Below are 19,119 nucleotides of genomic sequence, written 5' to 3' on the forward strand. Positions count from 1 at the left end.
ATGAGTCTTTACCTGTCCGGCCTCTGGCGTTACCCGGTGAAATCCTGTCAGCCCCAGTCGCTGGATCATGCCTGGGTGGAATCCCGGGGGCTGGAAGGTGATCGACGTTATCTGGTGACCGACCTGGACGGGCAATTCATCACCGCCCGCAGCTTCCCTCGGCTGGTGCAGCTTCAGGCAAAACCGGTAGCAGATGGTTTGCACCTGGCGGCAGCGGGTCAGCCGGATCTGCATTTACGGGTGGCAGATTTTCCGCAGCAGTATCGCCCCATCACCATCTGGAAACAGCAACTGGATGCCCGGCACTGTGGTGAACAGGTGGATGCCTGGTTAACCCGTTTTCTCGGGCATCCTTGCCAGCTGCTTTATTTTGATGAGCAGACACAGAGGCCGATCAAGGACCAGCCAGATCAGCAAGTGAGTTTTGCTGATGCCTACCCGCTACTGTTGACCAGCACGGCCTCACTGGACTGGTTGCAGCAACACTGTCCCATACCGATTCAGATGCAGCAGTTCCGTCCCAACCTGGTGATCAGCGGTGCTGATGCCTGGGCCGAGGATGGCTGGCAACGGGTTCGGGTGGGTGATATCACCTTTGCCGTGCACTCGCCTTGTGAACGCTGCAAGCTGATCACCTTGCCACCCGGCAGTGAAACCTTTGATACCAGGCAGGAGCCATTGCGCACCCTGATCCGCCATCATGCTTCAGCCACCGGCAAACCCCTGTTCGGTCATAATCTGATTCCCCTGAATGAAGGTCGGCTGCAAACGGGCATGCCGGTGGAGGTCTGGTGACATGGACGCATTATTAAAACGCTTTATTCCACTGCGACCCTATCAGCGTGAAAACAGTCCGGTGAAGGGCTTTCAGCTGGATGCCGCCGGTCTGACGTATCTGGAAGGGCATCTGGAAAGTGATCGCGGCCGCATCATCAACTCGGCAGCAGTGCGCCGCCTGCAGCAGAAAACTCAGGTGTTTCCGCTGGAGCGCAACGCGGCAGTGCGCAGTCGCCTGACCCACTCGCTGGAAGTGCAGCAAACCGGGCGTTTCATCACCCGTAGTGTGTTTCGCCTGCTGCGTGAACAAGGTGCCGCCCCGGAATTGCTGGCACTGGAGCGAGTCAGTGAGAGTCTGGTCGAAATGGCTTGCCTGCTGCATGACATTGGCAACCCGCCCTTCGGGCACTTTGGTGAAGCGGCCTTGTCGCGCTGGTTCAGTGAGCATTTGCATCAGTTGCCCGCTTTTTCCCGTGTGCTGGATGACCCACAACAGAGTGCATTACGCGATAATTTGCGGCGCGAGCTGGAAAGTTTTGAAGGCAATGCTCAGGCGATTCGCCTGATGGTCAGCCTGCAACAGCTGAACCTCACCTACCTGCAATCAGCCTGTGTGCTCAAGTACACCCGTTGTGCCACTGATCCACGTCCAGCCGCTGATGCAGCCGGAGCACTGAATTACCTGCAGAAAAAGCCGGGTTATTATTTTTCTGAAAGCCGTTTTATCCAGGAGCTGCAGCAGGCATTACAACTTCAGCCGGGCCATCGTTTTGCCCTGACCTACCTGATGGAAGCTGCGGATGACATTGCTTATTGTCTGGCAGACATCGAGGACAGTGTCGACAAGGGTATTCTCACTCATCCGCAACTGGCTGAGCTGTTAAAGGCCGAGTTTGCCGAGCAGTTCCCGCAGGACCCGGATGGATTGCACTTCAATGACCAGTCCTTTGCCGGGCTGGTGGATGCCGCACTGCAACGCGCAAAGCAGGAACCCATCAACAAGGATCATGCCTTTTTTGTCTGGTTAAGGGTTGGTCTGATACATCCGCTGGTGCAGCATGCCGCCGGGGCATTTGTGACCCATCTGCCGGAAGTGACAGCGGGCAATCTGAATCGTGCCCTGCTGGAAGATGCTTCCGCCTGCCATGCTGCAGTGAAAACCCTCAAGCAGATCGGCTTCAAACACGTTTTTAATGTGCCGGAAGTCTCCACACTGATGTTGCAGGGTTATCGGATTCTGACCGGGCTGCTGGATATTTACCTGCCACTGCTGCAATTGCCCCTGGCTGATTTTCGCAAACTGGAGCAGGGTGATGGTTGGCATGCCTACCTGCTGGAAAGCCGTCTGTTCCAGCGCCTGCCAGGCAAACACCTGAAAGCCTACCAGCAGTTGCGGGATTCAGCCGCTCAGCTGGGTGCGGGGGTGTTGCCGGACGATGTCTGGGAAGCCTATTGTCGCTGCCGCCTGCTGCAGGACATGATCAGTGGCATGACCGACCAGTTTGCGCTGGAAGAGTATCAGACACTGGCGGCCATTCAGTCTTGAATCATGAATTCTCAGGGAGTAAAGCATGACACCCGCCATCAATCTGGTTCGCCAGAAAAAAGTCGCCCATCAGGTGCACGAATACAGCCATGATCCTGCCGCTGCTTCTTATGGTCTGGAGGCCGCTGAAAAAATGGGTGTACCGACCGCACAGGTGTTCAAAACACTGGTGACGGAAGTGGATGGCAAGCTGGTGGTGGCGGTATTGCCGGTGGATCACCAGTTGAGCCTGAAAAAAGTGGCGCGTGCTGCCGGTGGTAAAAAGGCCGTGATGGCTGACCCGGCAAAGGTGGAACGCACCACCGGTTATGTGCTGGGTGGGGTCAGCCCGCTGGGCCAGAAAAAAGCCCTGCCCACGCTCATTGATGCCAGCGCAGAAAACCTGGCGCTGATGTATGTTAGTGCCGGTCGGCGCGGGCTGGAAATCAGCTTGGCCCCTTCAGACTTGCAGAGGTTGACGAATGCTATTGTTGCTGACCTGATTGATGCTTGATGCTCCAAGCCTCCTTGAGAGGTCTCAGAGCTTGTTCCAAGCGGCCTCTGATTAGCATTATGAGCGCGGATCAGGCAAGGCGAAATTGATCGAAAAAGCGGAGTTTACACGGAGTAAATGAGCATTTTGAGATCAACTTCAACGCAGCATGGTCGAGCGCAATAGCGAATCAGTGGTTGCTTAGTCTTCTGCCAGAAAATCCTCTCTCGACAAACCATACTTCTTGAGTTTGTCGTACAGGGTTTTGCGGGGCAGGCAGAGGTCCTCCAGAGTGTTTTTGATGGAGCCCTTGTTGCGCGCCAGGGCTTGTTCGATCAGGCTTTTTTCAAACATTTCCACCTGTTCCGGCAGGGTCAGGGCCTGTTTGCCGCTGTTGCCGAACATCAGTTGTTCCAGGTCGTAATCACAGGTGGCTCCCAGCAGCACATAACGTTCGGCCAGGTTGCGCAGTTCACGCACGTTGCCGGGCCAGTCATGGCTCATCAGCATGGAGCTTTGTGCTGGTGTCGGGGTGGGTGCTTCCAGTCCGGAGCGGGTGGCTGCCACAATGGCAAAGTGCTGGAACAGCAGTGGGATGTCTTCGCGGCGCTCCCGCAGTGGGGGAATTTCCAGCGTCACCACATTCAGCCGGTAATAGAGGTCTTCCCGAAACAAGCCTTCGGCGGCTGCCTGTTTCAGATCGGTTTTGGTGGCGGCAATGATGCGGATGTCGAGGCTGACCGGGGTGTTCGAGCCGAGGCGTTCCAGCTGGCGCTCCTGCAGCACCCGCAGCAACTTGACCTGCAGGTTCAGCGGCATGGATTCAATTTCATCCAGAAACACCGTGCCACCGTCTGCGTGTTCAAACTTGCCGACCCGGCGTTTGTTGGCACCGGTAAAGGCGCCGGGTTCATGCCCGAACAGTTCGGACTCAATGATGCTTTCCGGCACCGCACCACAGTTGATGGCAACAAAATTACGCCCGGCGCGACTGCTTTGTTCGTGGATGTAACGGGCCAGCATGTCTTTACCGGCTCCGGTTTCTCCCCACAGCAGCAGGTCGGTTTCCACTCGGGCAATCTGGTTGGCCAGCGACATCACCTTCTGCATCGCTTGGGTGCGGCCCAGCACCCTTGGGCCGGGTGTGGTGTGGCGGGCCAGTTCTTCTTTGAGGCTGCGGTTTTCCAGCGTTAGTCGGCGTTTGTCCAGTGCCCGTGCCACCACATCCAGCAGGATTTCGTTGCGAAAGGGTTTTTCCAGGAAATCATAAGCACCCTGACGGATGGCTGCCACAGCGGTGGAAATGTCACCATGCCCGGTGATCAGAATCACCGGTAGATCCGTGTCCAGTGCGTGGGCCTGTTGCAAAAAGGTCATGCCATCCATGCCTGGCATGCGGATGTCGGAAATCACCACGCCGGGCCATTCGGGGCTGAGTGCACGCAAGGCCAGTTCGGCACTTTCATAACTCTGCACTTGATAACCGGCCAGTTCCAGCGTTTGCCCCAGGCTGATGCGCAGGTGTTTTTCATCATCAATGATGATGACCGGATGGGGTGTTTCAGCCATGCAATGTCTCCTGGTGACTGTTTTCCGGATGACAGGCCGGAAGGTAAAGCGTGAATACGGCGCCGGTGCAGCTGTTGGCAGAGGCGGGGTCCTGTAAGCGCTGGAACTGCAGGTGATTACCTGCTTCCAGCCGTCCGCCCAGGTCCTGCACAATGCGACTGGAAATGGATAGCCCCAGACCCAGACCCTGACCGGGCTCCTTGCTGGTAAAGAAGGGGTCAAAGATTTCTTCCAACTGATGGGGTGGAATGCCGCTGCCGGTATCCCAGACCTGGATTTGTACCCATTCGCGGCCATCCTGCTGCAGGAACTCGGTGCACAGATGGATTTGACGCAGTGGTGCCTGTTTCATGGCATGCAGAGCATTGGATAAAAGGTTCACCAGTACCTGCTCCAGCCGCACCATGTCAGCCAGCACAAAAACCTCCTGTGCTGGAAAACGACGGATCACTTCAATGTTTTGTTGCTGGAACTGGTTCCAGTAAAGCTTCAAGGCGTAATCAAACGCAGCCTGCACCGAAACGGGTACCAGTTGATCACCGCTTTTGCGGGAAAACATTTTCAACTGGGCGCTGATCTCAGCCATCCGCTCCGTCAGCAGCAGGATCTGCTCAAGATTGGAATCGGCCGTTTCCGGTTGGTTGCGGGTCAGGAAGGTGCGGGCGTTTTCGGCATAACTGCGCAGGGCTGCCAGTGGCTGGTTCAGCTCATGATTGATGCTGGCAGATAACTGGCCGAGCACGGCCAGTTTGGCGGTCTGCACCAGTTCTTTCTGGGTTTTTCGTAGCGTGGCTTCGGTGCGTTCATGTTGCTGGATTTCTTCCAGCAATCGCTGGTTACTGGCCGACAAATCGGCGGTACGGGCAGCAACCCTGGTTTCCAGTTCATCATGCGCCTGCTGCAAAGCCCGGTGGGCTTCTTCCTTCCATTGCTGGCGTTCCCGCAGGCTGCGGCGGCGCTGAAACAGGTACAGGCCAATCAGGGTGACCAGCACCAGTGCCGAGCCGGACAGCAGGCTGACAATGATGGCCTGATGACGCACCGGATTCAGCTCTTTCATCATGTGCACCTGCCAACCAGCTTCTGGCATGGGATGGCTGAGCAAGAGGTAGTCGCGGGCCTGGTTGTTGTTCATGCGAATGGTCAGCGCTTCGGCCTGATCTGCAATCTGATGACGCTCCATCACCGGCAAAGGACGCAGGATGCGCCCGGCATAACGCAGTGAGTCACTGATTTCCTGCAGGGTTTCACGTGGCAGTTCGGTGATGGTGGACAGGCGCCATTCCGGGCGGGAACTGATAAAAATGACACCATCCGGATCGGTGACCAGCAGCTCACCGGCCGGATCTCGCCAGGGTTGCTCAATGGCATGAATTTCAATTTTCACCACCAGAGCACCCTGGACTTCATCCTTGAAATAAACCGGCCAGGAGAAGTAATAACCACGAGCACCAGAGGTGGTTCCCAGGCCATAAAAGCGCCCCTGCTGGCCTTGCATGGCCAGTTGGAAATAAGGGCGAAAGGCAAAGTTCTGACCAATAAAGCTGTCGGCTCGCCACCAGTTGCTGGCGGCAACGGTGAAGCCGTCATGGTTCATCAGATAGATATCTGAGACATCAGCAATCACCCGGTAGGTATCCAGCACCAGATTCAGTTGTTGCAACTCATCACTGGTGATTTCGGGTCGCAGAAAATGGCTTAAGTCTTCCTTGGTGGTCAGCAGCTCTGCCAGATACTCGTGTTTTTCCAGCTTGCCGCTGAGGCTGGTAACGTGCAGCAGCAGTTCGTTGGTGGCTTGATCCTGCAGGCGTTGCAGTTCAATGTTCCAGGTCTGCTGGGCGCTCTGCCACAGCACCAGGATGGCAACCAGTGTAAAAGCCAGGCTGGGTAGCCAGCGACGCAGCGCGGGGGGTAGGGTTTGGTCCGGCATCTGATGGTCCGTGTTCAGATTGCAGTTTGAACGCGGCGCAACGCTCGTTGCACGCGGGTTTCCTGTTTGGATAGCTCCAGCAGGCCATCTTCAACATACACCAGATGTTCGTGGGAACGGGCCTGAGCGCGTTCCGGATCCCCTTCCAGAATCGCATCCAGCAGTTCCTTGTGCTGTTGATAGAGAATGGGGCGGGAGTCCTTGCGTTCAAACAGGCTGGACAGGTTATCCACAATGCTTTTTTCCAGCAGATTAAACAGGCCGCGCATGGTGTGCAGCAGCACCACGTTGTGAGCGGCTTCAGCAATCGCCAGATGGAAAGCGGCATCCGCTTCGGCTTCCAGCACCGGGTCCATGGCATCGTAGGTGGCAGTCAGTTCTTCAAAACGCTTCTGCAGCAGTTGTTTATCAGCCGGAGTGGAACGCAGTGCGGCGTAATAGGCGGACAGGCCCTCCAGGGCATGGCGGAATTCCAGCAGGTCATAATGAAACTCGGCATGACCACCCAGCAGCTGCATCAGGGGATCGCTGAAAGAAGAGCCAACCTGTTCGCTGACATAGGTGCCCCCCCCTTGTTTGCTGACCAGCAGGCCGCGTGCAGCCAGTTTCTGGATTGCCTCGCGCAGGGAAGGACGGGAGACGCCAAAACGACTGGCCAGCTCACGCTCCGGAGGCAGTTTCTGGCCAGGTTTAAAGCTGCCTTCCAGGATCATGCTTTCCAGTTGCTGCATGATCACATCGGAAATGCGCCGGGGTTCCACGCGGGTGTAACTCATGATTGACGGATCCTTGCCCTGATTCACGTTAAAAACAATCATATTGAAATTGGTCTTACCAGTAAAGGCTTGTGATTGCCGGGTCTGGAGCGCTTTGCTTCTGTCTGCTAAAAAATGCTTTATTTAACAGTATTTAGCGACCTGTTTGCTGAATATTGCGGTGCAAAAGCCGGTTTTTCGAATTTAGACAAAAGTCTAAAAGCGATGAATCCCTGTTTGACACTCCGGGGATCACTACCTAGCATTAGCAAACTTTCATCTGTCAATTGGTATTACCAATTTTGGCGATCAGCCAAGCCGAACCGGCTAACCAGGGTTTTGACAGTCGACCTTAAATCAGTGGTGAGTGTGCCAGCAACGGGTGGACAGAAGGTATTGATGATGAGTGATGCGCTCAAGGTTTACCCGGCCAAGCCGGAAAAGGTTTACTTCTATGCCACCTGTCTGGTGGATCTGTTTTTCCCGGATGCCGGGCTGGCGGGTGTGCAGCTGCTGGAGCGCGAAGGCATTGAAGTGATTTTCCCGCAGAACCAGACCTGCTGTGGTCAGCCTGCTTATTCTTCCGGCTACAACGATCAGGCGCGGGAAGTGATCCTGCCACAGCTGGAACTCTTCCCCGAAGATTACCCGATTGTGGTGCCATCCGGTTCCTGTGGCGGCATGATGCGTAAACACTACCCCGAACTTTTTGCCGGTACTCCCCAGCAGGCGCGTGCAGAAGCCATTGCGGCGCGTACCTGGGAGTTGACCGATTTCCTGTTGCAGGTGTGTCAGATCAAGCTGGAGGATCAGGGACAACCTGTGAAAGTTGCCATGCACACCTCCTGTTCTGCCCGTCGCGAAATGGGTGTGGCAGAAGTTGGCCCGAAACTCTTGGGACAACTGGCTCAGGTGGAATTGGTGGAGCAGGCGCGTCCGGCGGAATGCTGTGGTTTTGGTGGCACCTTTGCCGTGCGTCATCCCGAGATTTCCGCTGCCATGGTGCAGGACAAGGCGCAGGCCTTGCTGGATGCCGGTGCTGAACAGTTTGTCACCACCGACTGCGGCTGCATGATGAACATTGCCGGTTATGCCGAAAAACAGGGCCTGCCGTTAAAAGGTCAGCACATCGTCAGCTTCCTGTGGGACAGATTGCAGGCAAAAGATGGAGGTGCTGCATGAGTGCCCAGCCGATTCAGGTGCGTGAATTTCATCCACGTGTGCAGGCCGCATTAAACAACCCGCAGATTCGCAGCAACTTCCGCCGGGCGATGGATGGTCTGATGACCAAGCGCACGGCGGCTTTTGCTGGCTGGGATCTGGAAACCCTGCGCGAATTGGGTGCTGCGGTGCGTCTGCGTGCCCTGTCTCGTCTGCCGGAACTGCTGGAGCAGCTGGAAGCCAATCTGGTGCAGCAAGGGGTTCAGGTGCACTGGGCGGAAACCGGTGAACAGGCCTGTGAAATTATTCGTGATATCTGCCAGGCACGCGGTGCCAAAAGTGTCATCAAGGGCAAGTCGATGGTGACCGAGGAAATGGAGCTGAACCATTACCTCGAAGCCGCCGGCATTGAAGCGCTGGAATCGGATCTGGGTGAATACATTGTCCAACTGGCAGAGGAAACCCCGTCTCACATCATCATGCCGGCGATTCACAAGAACACCGATGAAATCTCTGAGTTGATGCATGAAAAAACCGGCACTCGGCGTTCACACGATGTGGACTACCTGACCGCCAGTGCCCGCCAGCAGCTGCGTGAAAAGTTCATGCGTGCCGATGTGGGCATTTCCGGTGTCAACTTTGCCGTGGCGGAAACCGGCACCCTGTGCCTGGTGGAAAACGAAGGCAATGGTCGCCTGACCACCACTGCGCCACCCTGCCACATTGCCGTGACCGGCATCGAAAAGGTGGTAGAAAAGCTTGAAGACGTGACCCCGCTGCTGGCGCTGCTGACCCGTTCGGCCACTGGCCAGCACATCACCACCTACTTCAACATGATTTCTTCGCCGCGCAAGGCTGCTGAAAAGGATGGCCCGGAAGCCGTGCACCTGGTGCTGGTGGATTCCGGTCGCTCGAACATTTATCAGGATCAGGAGTTGCTCGACACCCTGCGTTGCATTCGCTGTGGTGCCTGCATGAACCATTGCCCGGTTTATACCCGCGTGGGCGGCCATGCGTATGGCACCACCTATCCAGGACCAATCGGCAAAATCCTGATGCCTCACCTGCTGGGGCTGGAAGATACCCGCGACCTGCCTTCAGCCTCCACCCTCTGTGGTGCCTGTGGTGAAGTCTGCCCGGTGAAAATTCCGATTCCGAAACTCTTGCAGCGTTTACGCAAGGAAGCAGTGGATGGTGACAGCCTGCAACCTTCCCGCGTGGCCGGACATGGCATCAAACGCCGCTGGCTGGAAAGCCTGGTCTGGAGTGGCTGGACGCGCATGCATGCCAGTCCTGGGCTGTATCGTTTTGCCGGTCGCATGATGGGTCGTCTGCGTGGATTGATGCCGAGCAAGCTCGGTGCCTGGACTCGTTATCGGTCAGCCCCGAAGCCTGCCGCCAAAACCCTGCACCAACTGATGCAGGAGCGCAGCGTTAAAAGTCAGGCGGTTAAACAGGAGTCAAAAGGATGAACCAGGCCAGACAGAACATTCTCAAGCGTTTGCGTGACGGTCGGCAGCAAGGGTTTGCCGTACCGACCAGTGATTTTGCCGTGGTGCGTGAGCGCAACTGGACGGCGGCTGAAAAACTCGACCTGTTCCAGCAGAAGATTGAATCCGTCCACGGTGAAGTGCACCGGGTGGCTGCAGAACGCTGGATTCAGGAACTGATCCGCCTGCTGGCAGAAAAAAAGCTTGGCAACCTGCTGGTCAGTGACATCAAGGCACACGGGCTGGAGCTGAGGGAGCAGTGGCATGAAAGCCTGCCGCCGCTGCTGGCTTATGACCGCAAGATTGAAAGTTGGAAAGAGCAGCTGTTCACCCAGGTGGATGCTGCCGTCACCGGTTGTCGGGGTGCCATTGCCGAAACCGGATCACTGATCCTGTGGCCGGATGAAGACGAACCCCGCCTGATGAGCCTGGTGCCACCGGTGCACTTTGTATTGCTGCAGGCCGATCAGATCTACAGCACCTTCATTGAAGCCATGGCTGAACAGGGCTGGGCCACCCAGGGCATGCCCACCAATGCGCTGCTGATCTCCGGCCCGTCCAAAACGGCGGACATCGAGCAGACCCTGGCTTATGGCGTGCACGGCCCGAAAGAACTGGTGGTGCTGGTGCTGGAATGATGACCGCTCAGGGTGGCATTACCTCCGGACGCGAAAACTCAGCTTGCCGAGTGTGATGGAGAACCGTTCAGGGTGGCATCACCTCCGGACGCGTGAATACATCCATGTAAGCTCTGGCTGCAACATCCTGTTGCAGACAGCCGGATCTGATGCCAACCCTGTCCGGTCAGTTGGCCATGTGCAGTGTTGGATGGTATCGAAGAAGATTCTTTCTGTCTGAAATCAGGCGGAAGATAAAAGAGGGCAAAAGCCCCGAAAAAGAAGCCCCTGCCGGCGGAGTTTAGCGGCTCGCCAAACAGGGGTTGCTGTCAATAACGACAACAAGAGCTATTAAGCGAAAGGAAATATAACATGTCTGAAACACTCCTGTCCCTGTTGGCCTTTGTGCCACTGGTGCTGGCCGGTGTGCTGCTGGTGGGCCTGAACTGGCCTGCCCGGCTGGCCATGCCGGTGGTCTTTCTGGTGACCGCGCTGATCGGCCTGTTTGCCTGGGAAATGTCCTTCACCCGTGTGGTGGCATCCAGTCTGCAAGGTCTGATTCTGACCGGCGGCATCCTGTGGATCATTTTTGGCGCCATTCTGCTGCTCAACACCCTGAAGCACTCCGGTGCCATCACCGCCATTCGTGGTGGATTTTCCAACATCTCGCCGGACCGTCGGGTTCAGGCCGTGATTGTGGCCTGGTTGTTCGGCTGCTTCATTGAAGGTGCCTCCGGTTTTGGCACGCCTGCAGCCGTGGCTGCGCCGCTGCTGGTGGCGCTGGGCTTCCCGGCACTGGGTGCAGTGATGATCGGCATGATGATTCAGTCCACGCCGGTTTCTTTCGGTGCCGTGGGTACACCGATTGTGGTGGGTGTCACCGCCGGTCTGGATCGTACCGGCATCAGTGAACAACTGGTTGCCAATGGCTCCAGCTGGGATGTCTTTTATCAGTTGATCACCTCTCAGGTGGCCATCACTCACGCCATTGTGGGTGTACTGATGCCGCTGTTCATGTGTGCCATGCTGACCCGCTTTTTCGGCAAGAACAAATCCTGGGCCGAAGGTCTGGCCATTGCTCCCTTTGCCATTTTTGCCGGTCTGGCCTTTGTATTGCCCTACGCGGCGGCCGGTGTGTTCCTGGGTCCGGAATTCCCGTCCATGATTGGTGCGCTGGTGGGTCTGGCGATTGTGGTTCCTGCTGCCAAGGCTGGTTTCCTGCTGCCGAAAGAAAAGTGGGATTTTGCTGACCCGAAAGACTGGCCAAGCGAGTGGATGGGCAACATCGAAATCAAACTCGACAGTCTGGCTGGCAAGGTGCCAATGAAAGGTGCACTGGCCTGGTTGCCCTACCTGCTGCTGGCAGTGCTGCTGGTAGTGTCTCGTGTGGTACCGGAAGTGAAGTCCTTCTTCACCAGCTTCCTGAGCTTTGGCTGGAGCAACATTCTGGGTGAAGCCGGTGTATCCGGCAGCATTCAGCCGCTCTACCTGCCGGGTGGCATCATGGTGATGGTGGTGATCCTGACCTACTTCCTGCATCGCATGAAGTTCAATGAAATGAAAGCTGCGCTGAGTGAGTCTTCACGTACCTTGATCGGTGCCGGTTTTGTACTGGTGTTCACCATCCCGATGGTGCGTATTCTGATCAACTCCGGTGTCAATGCTGCGGATCTGCCGTCCATGCCGATTGCCATGGCACAACTGGTGGCTGACTCGGTGGGTGGCATTTATCCCTTCTTTGCACCTGCAGTGGGTGGTCTGGGAGCCTTTATTGCCGGTTCCAACACCGTATCCAACCTGATGCTGGCGCAGTTCCAGTTCAGTGTGGGTGAGCTGCTGGGCATTTCCGGTGCACTGCTGGTGGCCATGCAGGCGGTGGGTGCCGCAGCCGGTAACATGATTGCCATTCACAACGTGGTGGCGGCTTCTGCCACAGTGGGCCTGCTGGGTCATGAAGGTCGCACCCTGCGCATGACAGTGATCCCGACCATTTATTACCTGGTCTTTGCCGGTGTGCTGGCGATGATTGCCGTGTATGGACTGGGCGTGACAGACGGCTTGATGTAGGTGGTCTTTAGCAAGCTGTAATAACAAGTACGAGGTAAAGCAGGGTCGCTTTGCGGCCACTGCTTACCTCTCTTGCTTTCGTCCAGGCTTGTCGTGACCTGCACCAGGTGAGCGTCAATAAATGAGATCGTTACGATAAGGTGGAGTTGGGGTAAGTTGTCAGGCTGTCTGCAACATGGATGTTGCAGTAGAGCATACAGGGACGTACTTGTGCGTCCTGACAACTTTGCCCCTGCTTCACCGACTTCTTAACCACCAATATTCCGGCCACCAACACTTTTTACTTTTCAAGGTAATGCGCCATGTCTTCTGCTTACTCCGAACTGCATTCCGCCCTTGCTGCCTTTGTTCCGGAACACCGGCTGATCCGTGATGAGCTGCGTCGTCTGGCTTATGGTACGGATGCCAGTTTTTACCGGTTGATTCCTGAGCTGGTGGTGCGAGTGGAGTCGGAGCAGGAGGTGCAGCAGTTGTTGCGAGCCTGTGGTGAACGAGGTTTGCCCATCACCTTCCGGGCAGCAGGTACATCGCTGTCGGGTCAGGCGGTGACGGATTCGGTGCTGATGCAGCTGGGCAATGGCTGGAAAGACCACGAAATTCTTGATGATGGCCAGGCGATCCGTCTGAAACCAGGCGTGATTGGTGCACAGGCCAATAAATACCTTGCTCCCCTGCAGCGCAAGATCGGGCCGGATCCGGCGTCGATCAATGCCTGCATGATTGGGGGTATTGCCGCCAACAATGCTTCGGGCATGTGTTGTGGTACGGCACAGAATTCTTACAACACCTTAAAAGACCTGCGGGTGATCCTGGCGGATGGCACCCTGCTGGATACGGCTGACCCGGCATCAGTGCAGGCATTTGGCAGCAGCCATGGTTTTCTACTGCGGCGTCTGGCGCAGTTGGCTGAACAGACCCGCGCCAATACAGCGCTGGCAGAAAAAATCCGCCATAAATACCGTTTGAAAAACACCACGGGTTACAGCCTGAATGCGCTGGTGGATTTTGAAGACCCGCTGGAAATCCTGAAACACCTGCTGATCGGTTCCGAAGGCACTCTTGGCTTTATCAGTGAGATCACCTACCACACGGTGCCAGACTACCCGCACAAGGCGGCGGCACTGATTTATTTCCCGGACATGGCCACTGCCTGTCGCGCCACCACGGCAATGAAACCTACCCCGGTGGCCGCAGTGGAGTTGCTGGATCGGGCGGCATTACGCGCGGTGCAGGACATGCCGGGCATGCCGGACAATCTGAAACATCTGCCGGAAGAAGCCGCCGCGCTGCTGGTGGACGTCCGTGGCAGTGATGACCATCATCTGGCAGAAAACATTGCCAGTGTGACCGCTGCGCTGGATGGCATGACCACCCTGCAGCCGGTGGTGTTCACCACCGACATCAAAACCTACGAGCTCTACTGGAAAATCCGCAAGGGCACCTTCCCGGCAGTGGGTGCCGAACGAGTGATTGGTACCACGGTGATCATCGAAGACGTGGCCTTTCCGCTGGAGCGATTGGCAGAAGGCGTGGCCGAACTGCAGGCATTGTTCAAAAAATACCGTTATGACGAAGCCATCCTGTTTGGTCATGCGCTGGAAGGCAACCTGCATTTTGTCTTCACCCAGGGTTTTGATGATCCGGCGGAAGTGCAGCGATATGAAGCGCTGATGGATGAAGTGGCGCAACTGGTGGCTGTGAAATATGGCGGTTCGTTAAAAGCCGAACACGGCACCGGACGCAACATGGCTCCTTATGTCGAGCTGGAATGGGGCAGTGATGCCTATGCCCTGATGAAAAGCATCAAGCGGCTGTTTGACCCAGCTAACCTGCTGAACCCGGACGTGATTCTGTCGGATGATGCCAGCATTCACCTGAAAAACCTCAAACCCCTGCCGGAAGCTGATCCGCTGGTGGACAAGTGCATTGAATGTGGTTTCTGTGAAGCCGTCTGCCCGTCACGTCGACTGACCCTGACCCCGCGTCAGCGCATTGTGATCTGGCGGGAGTTACAACGCCGCCGTCAGGCTGGGGAAGATCCGGCAGGTATTGATGCACTGGCCGAAGCCTATCAATATCAGGGGCTGGATACCTGCGCGGCCGATGGCCTGTGTTCCACCCAGTGTCCGGTGGGTATCAACACCGGGGATCTGGTGCGTGGCATCCGCCGTGAACAGAACCTCAAACACCAGAACAAAGCAGAATGGATTGCCAGCCATTTTGATGGCGTCACCCGCATGGCTCGCACCGGCCTCCAACTGGCCCAGGTGGGTCGTAAGGTGATCGGTGATGCTGGCATGAAAGCCAGCCTGAATGGCCTGCGCAAACTGGGTGTGGATGCCGTGGGGCACTGGCGACCCAGCTTGCCCAGGGCGGCTCGCCCGCTCAACAAAATCAAACCGGTTACCCCGCCACCCACGGATGCCAATGCGCCTGCAGTGGTTTACTGGCCCTCCTGTGCCAGTCGCGTGCTGGGCAATGATGTTCATGCCGGTGAACAGGCTTCTCTCAGTGAAGTGACGCTGAACCTGCTGCACAAGGCCGGATATCGGGTGATTATCCCCGAAGGCATCAACAGCCTGTGCTGTGGCATGCCGTTTCAGTCCAAGGGCTTGTTTGAAGTGGCCGACCAGAAACAGACTGAACTGCTGGCTGCACTGATGCAGGCTTCAGAGCAGGGCCGATGGCCGGTGATCACCGATACCAGCCCCTGTAATCTGCGGGTGAATGAAGGTGGGTTAAAACACTTGCAGTTGATGGAGGCCAGCGAGTTTGTTGCCAATAACCTGCTGCCGAAACTGAACATCCGTCGTAAACCCGGCAAGGTGGCGGTGCATGTCACCTGCTCCACCACCCGACGCGGCAAGGGTGAGCTGCTGGTGCAACTGGCGCGAGCCTGTGTAGAGGAAGTGGTATTGCCGGAATCCGTAACCTGCTGTGGCTTTGCCGGAGATCGTGGCTTCCAGCAACCGGAACTGAACGCCTCATCCTTGCAAGACCTGGCGAAAGAAGTGGCCGGTTGTGAAGCGGGTTATTCCAACAGCCGCACCTGTGAAATTGGCCTGACCGAACATGCCGGGATTCACTACCAGTCCATTCTTTACCTGGTGGATGAAGTCAGCAGGTAAAACAAAACACCTGTCGTAACGGGTCCCCACGCATGGTGAACCCGTTACACAGATTCTGCTCTTCTATACAGTCTATTTTGGTCGCATCCTCAGAAACTGCACGTATGCAAACTGCGTCTGCTCATTTACACCCAGGATTTAAGCGCAATACTCAATAAAAACAATATATTGAGATCGCCCCTGAGAAAATAACGCGCAAGCAAAAAGGATAAAACCGAGCTTGCGGGTTTACACCCCCGCCCCTGCGATGGATCAATAGACTTTTACCAGTGAAATCGGTAAGTTGAGTGTAATTTCAGGCTGCTATCCAGCGTGACCAATCAAGCATGCCTTTGAACAAAATGTTATTGCCGGGGCTTGGTTGCATCGGTTCAGGCTGGCGACTTCGGAAAAATGTTCAGGTCGCCGCCGCAGTATCGGGCTTTGTTTTAGGTCGTTGCCAGCATCGTGCTGTTGAGCTGTTGAGCTGTTGAGCTGTTGAGCTGTTGAGCTGTTGAGCTGTTGAGCTGTTGAGCTGTTGCGGGTAACGCAGTCAGAAATTCAGGTGCTGTTGTCCGGATTGGTGCATCTATACATTCAGTGGTTCAGCCAGTAGGGCGGCAGTGGTTATTTTAGGTGGTGTTGGCAATAACAAAGTGCAGCAGTTCGCCGCCTGCGGCGGCCGGATGTCCTTTCCGCTGCGCTGCAAGGCCACCGCTGTCCACGGCGTTAAATCCTTATAGCTTGGCCCTTAGCTCCGATTTGCAGTATCAGTCGTGATTTGATTTCACTACCGTAGTCAACAAGCCACTGATCTTCTACGTGGAGACGCGTACCATCAAAAACAACGGTTCCTTGTTGTCCGCTGGGGTGGGATATTACGCTACCCTCAAAAATATCTTCGCCTTGATAATCTTTCCACGGTGCTTTTTTCATTCTCATTCCTCGGTTCGGATTTAACAAAGCAATGCAGCGGATAAACCGCTGATTGCGGCGTTATACATATCGAGGTAAGCCTTGAGCGATAATTGGACTGAAGAAGAGCTGCGTGCATCGGTTGATGCCTATGTTGAAATGCATCGACTTGAGGCTGCTGGTCAGCCGTTCACAAAAAAGTCGTACTATGAAGATTTGGCTAATAGGTTTGGGCGGACCGTAAAGTCGTATGAATATCGCATGCAGAATATTTCCTACGTCTATTCGCTACAAGGTCGCCAGTGGGTTTATGGATTAAAGCCAGCTCGGAATGTTGGGAGTAATGTTATCCAGCACCTTGAGCGGCTAATAGCTGCCAGTGAGGGGCAGCAGCTTGGCTCAAATACAGACTTTGACGCGAAAGTTGAGAAGCTGAGGAAAAAACCACCGGCATCACCTCCAAAGGGCAAGAAAAAACCGGAATCAGTTCAGGCTTCAGTGACGCAATATGTCAGAGATCCTGCTGTGGTTGCATGGGTCCTGGATCAAGCATCTGGACATTGTGAGTGCTGCGAAGCTCCTGCTCCATTCTATCGAGAGGACGGTTCACCTTTCCTGGAGGTGCATCACGTCCAGCGCTTGGCAGATGGCGGTGAAGATACCGTGAATAATGCTGTAGCACTTTGCCCGAACTGCCATCGTGAGTTGCATTACGGCGCTGAGAAGCGAGAATTGGCAAATAAAGTACGCGCAAAAATTGCCCGGTTTCGAGGGACGAGCGCAGCGAATGTATAACCAGTTGCTGCACTCGGATAAATTATTCGCTGCGCGCCTAATTTACCGGTGAGCAAGGCGTTAGAGCGAGTCCTAAACTAAGGGAGCACAACATGGCAAGATGCACTGCACCAGTACATGGTCATCGAACGGCGAGTGGCGCAGCCAACTGCCCTGCATGCGGTGGACGTTATGGAAGAAGCTATGGTGGGTACGGCGGCTACGGCTCACACACGCCTTCGCCCTACTCCCCCTCCCCCCCACGAAGCATTGGAAGCAGCGGCGGGTTGAGCCGCAGCGCAAAGCCGAGGTGGTCGAAACCCGGGTCGTCCGTGTGGTACACCCCTGCTGAAGTGCAGGCTCTCACGCCGATCCGTCGTAGCGTCGAGACGCGAACTCCTGCACCGGACATAAGAGACGTTTTTCTCTGCCACGCATGGGACGACCGAGGAGGTGCCGCCAAGGAATTGCACGATCTGCTTGAGGCACGCGGAGTTTCTGTGTGGTTTAGCGAAAAGGATGTCCTCCTCGGCTCAAGTTTGCTGCGCGAGATCGACAAAGGATTGGCGAAGTCACGAGTCGGCATCGTTTTGGTGACCCCTTCATTTTTGAGTCGTGTTCGCGGGGAAGGTATCGCCGATAAAGAGCTTTCGGCACTCTTGGCGCGTGACCTGCTCGTCCCCATCGTTCACAACACGACGTACGAGGCCCTCCGCGATGTAAGCCCTCTGCTTGGCTCACGAAGCGGGCTGAGCACAGCAGAAGATCCAATGGATGACGTCGCTGCCAAGCTCGCCGAGCTGGTTGCGCTCTAACAATTTGCTGCACACGGATAAATCACTCACTACGCTCCTGATTTACCGGTGAGCAAGGCGTTAAATTTTTTGCCTACCCTTGTAGACTATGCTGTAATACACTGTAGTCACCAAATTCGAGGGTCATAGTCATGAGCGTCACCACAGTTCGCCTTCAAGCAGAAGTTGAACAGCATCTGGAAGCAATCGCCAGCAGGCTGCACCGTAGCAAAGGCTGGGTAATCAACCAGGCATTGTCGGAATACATAGAAAAGCAGCAGCTTGAGCAAGAGCGGTGGAAACAAACGTTAGAGGCAATGGAGTCTGCTGCCCAAGGCAAGGTTGTTGATGCCAGCGAGGTCCACAGTTGGCTTAATAGCTGGGGAACCGAAAACGAGCAAGATGCGCCGAGGTCAGGTAAGTGAAGCTGGTTTACACGGACGAAGCCATTGATGATTTGAAACGCCTCAGGGAGTTCATTGCGGTGCACAGCCCGTCGGCGGCAGCCAGGATTGCCACCGAACTGGTTGGCAAAATCGAATTACTTCCAGAATTCCCCAAAATGGGCACACCAGTTGAAATGGCACCGGTGCCTGACTCTATTCGAGATATGGTTTTCGGAAAATACGTCGTTCGATATTCAGTTCATGCCAGTGCCATCATTATTCTCCGGGTGTGGCATGACCTTGAGGGTGAACGATAGTAATTTAACCAAACACGGCACTCGGACGCCCTTGTCTCCGCTTCGCTACATCAAGGTTGCCGGTGCGCTCTGCGTTCAGGCTGTAGAAAAACCACCCGAACTATGCTTTGATCGGGTTTTTCAGGCAAAGGAGGTGTTAATGGCCAACTAAACTGACCCTCTTCTGGCCATTAATTTTGACCCACCTCCGGGGTGGCTTTGGCCACCAGAACCAGTACCTTCCCTGAATCATTTTGCTCAAGGGGAAGGGGTTTGAAGGAGTGGGTTGTGATTCATAAAATCAAAGCACTACACGACAACGGCCAGGGCCTTTCCGTCCGAGCCATCAGTAAGCAGTTGTCCATTTCTCGCAATACCGTTCGCAAGTATCTGCGCCTATCGGAAGCAGCCATTCATGGTCAGCAGTCCGATCCCAGCCGCACTAAAAAGCTGGATGATTACC

General features: G+C 55.6%; 17 protein-coding genes. 13 read left to right on the forward strand and 4 right to left on the reverse strand.

The genetic code is table 11. The annotated features are described in order from the left end of the window. Genes BT114_RS14350 through ybaK form a run of 3 tightly spaced genes read left to right on the forward strand, consistent with a single transcriptional unit; the run spans position 1 to position 2,816 of the window. The gene (locus tag BT114_RS14350) at positions 1–795 is read left to right on the forward strand and encodes an MOSC domain-containing protein (protein ID WP_072327190.1); all 795 of its coding nucleotides are present in this window, start codon (positions 1–3) and stop codon (positions 793–795) included. Between the two features lies 1 nt (position 796). Beyond that, on the forward strand, positions 797–2,323 hold the full coding sequence (dgt, locus tag BT114_RS14355; RefSeq protein ID WP_084662304.1) for a dGTPase: 1,527 nt from the start codon (positions 797–799) through the stop codon (positions 2,321–2,323). Positions 2,324–2,348: 25 nt separating this feature from the next. Beyond that, complete coding sequence (ybaK, locus tag BT114_RS14360; RefSeq protein ID WP_072327191.1) at positions 2,349–2,816, forward strand: Cys-tRNA(Pro) deacylase; 468 nt, start codon at positions 2,349–2,351, stop codon at positions 2,814–2,816. A gap of 180 nt (positions 2,817–2,996) precedes the next feature. Here ybaK and BT114_RS14365 read toward each other — a convergent pair whose 3' ends face one another. The 3 genes from BT114_RS14365 to BT114_RS14375 are packed head-to-tail and all read right to left on the reverse strand — an operon-like array spanning position 2,997 to position 7,070. Next, positions 2,997–4,364, reverse strand: coding sequence for a sigma-54-dependent transcriptional regulator (locus BT114_RS14365; RefSeq protein ID WP_072327192.1), 1,368 nt, complete (start codon positions 4,362–4,364; stop codon positions 2,997–2,999). Continuing rightward, the gene (locus BT114_RS14370; protein WP_072327193.1) at positions 4,357–6,294 is read right to left on the reverse strand and encodes a sensor histidine kinase; all 1,938 of its coding nucleotides are present in this window, start codon (positions 6,292–6,294) and stop codon (positions 4,357–4,359) included. The genes BT114_RS14365 and BT114_RS14370 overlap by 8 nt, the downstream gene beginning before the upstream one ends. Positions 6,295–6,308: 14 nt before the next feature. Next, entirely contained in the window at positions 6,309–7,070 is a 762-nt protein-coding gene (locus tag BT114_RS14375; RefSeq protein WP_072327194.1) for an FCD domain-containing protein, read from the reverse strand. A 378-nt stretch (positions 7,071–7,448) separates the two neighbouring features. Here BT114_RS14375 and BT114_RS14380 point away from each other — a divergent pair, with 378 nt between their 5' ends. The 5 genes from BT114_RS14380 (at position 7,449) to BT114_RS14400 (ending at position 15,512) form a co-directional block, all read left to right on the forward strand. Continuing rightward, entirely contained in the window at positions 7,449–8,231 is a 783-nt protein-coding gene (locus tag BT114_RS14380) for a (Fe-S)-binding protein (RefSeq protein ID WP_245770457.1), read from the forward strand. Then, positions 8,228–9,682 (forward strand): LutB/LldF family L-lactate oxidation iron-sulfur protein, encoded by a 1,455-nt coding sequence (locus BT114_RS14385; RefSeq protein ID WP_072327195.1) that lies wholly within the window; start codon positions 8,228–8,230, stop codon positions 9,680–9,682. The genes BT114_RS14380 and BT114_RS14385 overlap by 4 nt, the downstream gene beginning before the upstream one ends. Continuing rightward, complete coding sequence (locus BT114_RS14390; protein ID WP_072327196.1) at positions 9,679–10,338, forward strand: LutC/YkgG family protein; 660 nt, start codon at positions 9,679–9,681, stop codon at positions 10,336–10,338. The genes BT114_RS14385 and BT114_RS14390 overlap by 4 nt, the downstream gene beginning before the upstream one ends. Positions 10,339–10,689: 351 nt before the next feature. After that, complete coding sequence (locus tag BT114_RS14395) at positions 10,690–12,384, forward strand: L-lactate permease (RefSeq protein WP_072327197.1); 1,695 nt, start codon at positions 10,690–10,692, stop codon at positions 12,382–12,384. 302 nt (positions 12,385–12,686) lie between these two features. Next, positions 12,687–15,512, forward strand: a complete 2,826-nt coding sequence (locus BT114_RS14400; RefSeq protein ID WP_072327198.1) for an FAD-binding and (Fe-S)-binding domain-containing protein — start codon at positions 12,687–12,689, stop codon at positions 15,510–15,512. A 708-nt stretch (positions 15,513–16,220) separates the two neighbouring features. On the opposite strand, the gene BT114_RS14405 is transcribed toward BT114_RS14400, so the two are convergent. Continuing rightward, on the reverse strand, positions 16,221–16,427 hold the full coding sequence (locus BT114_RS14405; protein ID WP_218163528.1) for a hypothetical protein: 207 nt from the start codon (positions 16,425–16,427) through the stop codon (positions 16,221–16,223). Positions 16,428–16,508: 81 nt separating this feature from the next. On the opposite strand from BT114_RS14405, the gene BT114_RS14410 reads away from it, so the two are divergent. The 5 genes from BT114_RS14410 to BT114_RS15340 all read left to right on the forward strand — a co-directional run. Then, positions 16,509–17,201, forward strand: coding sequence for an HNH endonuclease (locus BT114_RS14410; RefSeq protein ID WP_072327200.1), 693 nt, complete (start codon positions 16,509–16,511; stop codon positions 17,199–17,201). 311 nt (positions 17,202–17,512) lie between these two features. After that, positions 17,513–17,995, forward strand: coding sequence for a toll/interleukin-1 receptor domain-containing protein (locus BT114_RS14415; RefSeq protein ID WP_245770458.1), 483 nt, complete (start codon positions 17,513–17,515; stop codon positions 17,993–17,995). 131 nt (positions 17,996–18,126) lie between these two features. Then, positions 18,127–18,399, forward strand: coding sequence for a CopG family ribbon-helix-helix protein (locus BT114_RS14420; RefSeq protein WP_054640921.1), 273 nt, complete (start codon positions 18,127–18,129; stop codon positions 18,397–18,399). After that, positions 18,396–18,677: a type II toxin-antitoxin system RelE/ParE family toxin gene (locus tag BT114_RS14425; protein WP_072327202.1), complete on the forward strand. Its 282-nt coding sequence runs from the start codon at positions 18,396–18,398 to the stop codon at positions 18,675–18,677. Before BT114_RS14420 ends, BT114_RS14425 begins: the two co-directional genes overlap by 4 nt. Before the next feature lie 267 nt (positions 18,678–18,944). After that, on the forward strand, positions 18,945–19,119 hold a 175-nt coding region (locus BT114_RS15340), incomplete at its 3' end, for a helix-turn-helix domain-containing protein (RefSeq protein WP_425434794.1).

This window comes from Marinospirillum alkaliphilum DSM 21637, from assembly GCF_900119735.1.
In the GTDB taxonomy this organism is placed as follows: domain Bacteria; phylum Pseudomonadota; class Gammaproteobacteria; order Pseudomonadales; family Halomonadaceae; genus Marinospirillum; species Marinospirillum alkaliphilum.